The 2,977-nt window shown below is 69.7% G+C and carries 2 protein-coding genes; one reads left to right on the plus strand and one right to left on the minus strand.

All coding sequences use genetic code 11. The features are described 5' to 3' along the window. Nucleotides 1–1,972, plus strand: a 1,972-nt coding sequence (gene infB / locus BN10_RS03250) for a translation initiation factor IF-2 (RefSeq protein ID WP_198013996.1), incomplete at its 5' end; no start/stop codon positions are given. A gap of 96 nt (nucleotides 1,973–2,068) precedes the next feature. Here infB and BN10_RS03255 read toward each other — a convergent pair. Continuing rightward, nucleotides 2,069–2,977 (minus strand): Dyp-type peroxidase (locus tag BN10_RS03255; protein WP_040752392.1); only part of this gene is annotated, 909 nt, incomplete at its 5' end.

Consider the following 2,977-nt stretch of genomic DNA (forward strand, 5'->3'; position numbering starts at 1 on the left):
CGGTCGTCCCGGTGGTGGCCCCGGTGGTCGTGGTGGCACCCAGGGTGCCTTCGGTCGCGGTGGCGGCCGTCCCCAGCGGGGACGGAAGTCCAAGCGCGCGAAGCGCCAGGAGTTCGAGGAGATGCAGGCCCCGACGATCGGTGGTGTGCAGGTCCCTCGCGGTGACGGCACCACGATCGTCCAGGTTCGTCAGGGTGCGTCCCTGACCGACTTCGCCGACAAGATCAACGCCAACCCGGCATCGCTGGTCACGGTCCTGTTCCACCTCGGTGAGATGGCGACGGCCACGCAGAGCCTGGACGAGGACACCTTCAAGGTGCTCGGGTCCGAGCTCGGCTACGACATCCGCATGGTCTCGCCCGAGGAGGAGGAGAAGGAGCTCTTCGACTCCTTCAACATCGACCTCGAGTTCGGCGTCGACTCCGAGGACGAGGACGACCTCGAGGCCCGTCCCCCGGTCGTCACGGTCATGGGCCACGTCGACCACGGAAAGACCCGATTGCTCGACGCGATCCGCAACGCCAACGTGCAGGCCGGCGAGGCCGGCGGCATCACCCAGCACATCGGCGCCTACCAGATCCATCGTGAGCACGAGGGCGTGGACCGGCCGATCACCTTCATCGACACCCCGGGTCACGAGGCCTTCACCGCCATGCGTGCCCGTGGTGCCAAGGTCACCGACATCGCGATCCTCGTCGTCGCCGCCGACGACGGCGTGATGCCGCAGACCATCGAGGCGCTCAACCACGCCCAGGCGGCCGACGTGCCGATCGTGGTCGCGGTCAACAAGATCGACGTCGAGGGCGCGAACCCGGCCAAGATCCGTCAGCAGCTCACCGAGTACAACCTCGTCGCCGAGGAGTACGGCGGCGAGACGATGTTCGTCGACGTCTCGGCCAAGCAGGGCCAGAACATCGAGGAGCTTCTCGAGGCCGTCCTGCTGACCGCGGATGCCGCGCTCGACCTGCGGGCCAACCCGGACCGGGACGCTCGTGGTGTCGCGATCGAGGCCAACCTCGACAAGGGCCGTGGCGCGACGGCGACCGTGCTCATCCAGAGCGGCACGCTGCGTGTCGGGGACGCCATCGTCACCGGCTCCTCCTACGGTCGCGTGCGCGCGATGCTCGACGAGCACGGCAACCAGGTGCCGGAGGCGACCCCGTCGCGGCCGGTCCAGGTGCTCGGGCTCTCTTCCGTGCCGCGTGCCGGTGACACCTTCGTGGTGGCCCCGGACGACCGCACCGCACGTCAGATCGCCGAGAAGCGTGAGGCCGCGGACCGCCAGGCCAGCCTGGCCAAGGCCCGCAAGCGGATCTCGCTCGAGGACCTCAACCAGGCGCTCGCGGCCGGCAAGGTCGACACGCTCAACCTCATCCTCAAGGGCGACGTGTCCGGGTCGGTCGAGGCGCTCGAGGACGCGCTGCTCCAGATCGACGTGGGCGACGACGTCGACCTGCGGATCATCGACCGCGGTGTCGGTGCCATCACGATGAACAACATCAACCTCGCGATGGCCTCCAACGCGATCATCATCGGCTTCAACGTGCGCGCGGAGGGGCAGAACGCCGACTACGCCGAGCGCGAGGGTGTCGAGATCCGCTACTACTCGGTCATCTACCAGGCGATCGAGGAGATCGAGGCGGCGCTCAAGGGCATGCTCAAGCCGGAGTTCGAGGAGGTCGAGCTCGGCACGGCGGAGATCCGCGAGATCTTCCGGTCGTCCAAGTTCGGCAACATCGCCGGGTCGATCGTCCGCAGCGGCGAGATCAAGCGTGGCTCGAAGGCGCGGATCACTCGCGACGGCGTGGTCATCGCCGAGAACGTCGAGATCGCCGGCCTGCGGCGCTTCAAGGATGACGTGACCGAGGTCCGTGAGGGCTACGAGTGCGGCATCAACCTCGGGTCGTTCAACGACCTGCAGCTCGGGGACCTCATCGCCACCTACGAGATGCGCGAGAAGCCGCGCGCCTGAGGTAGCAACCTCTGCTGACGCAGGTTCCAGTCGGGGCCACAGGGTAGAGACCCTGTGGCCCCGACTGATTCCTCTGCTGAGCGCGTGGTGCGCGGATCAGGCGAGGAGCGCTTCGCCCAGGATCTCGCCCTCGCGCGCGCCGGGCAGGATGGCGAAGACCGCCGACCCGACCGGGGTGGTCCAGATGTTGAGCAGGTCCTTCTCCGCCAGGCGCTGCTGCACGGGCACGAACTGGCGCACCGGGTCGGCCATGAAGGCGGCGAAGAGCAGGCCGCTGTCGGACAGCTCTCCGGGTGCGGGCGGGTCGTCATACGAGTAAGGCCGGCGCAGGAAGCGCTCGTGTGGGGCCTGCGCATGGGCCCGTCGCAGGTGGGCGCCGTCGTCGATGACGTGGAACCCCAGGGAGTCCTGGGCGTCGAGGTCCGGCGGGGCCAGCGCATCGGCACCCGGGGGAGCGGTCACGGGCGCCCCGGTGTCGAGCCGCCGCCCGATGGCGTTCTCCCTCGACAACCGGTCGACCTGGTCCCAGGTGTCGAGGTTCATCCGGATCCGGCGCAGCACCAGCGCGCTGCCCTCGCGCAGCCAGGCCGGCTGGTCCCCGCCGCACCACAGGAGTGCCTCGTCGAGCCCGTGGACGTCCGGCTGCACGGTCCCGTCGACCTGGCCGAACAGGTTGCGCATCGGCAGTCCCGGGCCCTCGTGCGGTTCACGGAAGCCGCGCTGCACCCAGCGCAACGTGGTGAGCGGGGCGAGCCCGGTGAGCAGGCGTCGCTGGGCGTGCGCGACGGTGGTCGGTGAGTTCGCGCAGACCTGCAGGAGCAGGTCCGTGCCGGACCAGCGCTCCTCGAGCCGGTCGACCGTGAAGGGTGGCAGCGGTGCCAGCCACGCCGGTGCCGGCGCGCCGACACCGGCGACGACCCGTGGACCGATGCCGACGGTCAGCGTCAGGGCGGCGGGCACGCCGGCCAGCTCGGGCTCCTGGTCGGTCAGCGGGCCGCGGCCGGC

Origin of the sequence: Phycicoccus elongatus Lp2 (genome assembly GCF_000367525.1) — a bacterium.
Taxonomy (GTDB): Bacteria; Actinomycetota; Actinomycetes; order Actinomycetales; family Dermatophilaceae; genus Phycicoccus_A; species Phycicoccus_A elongatus.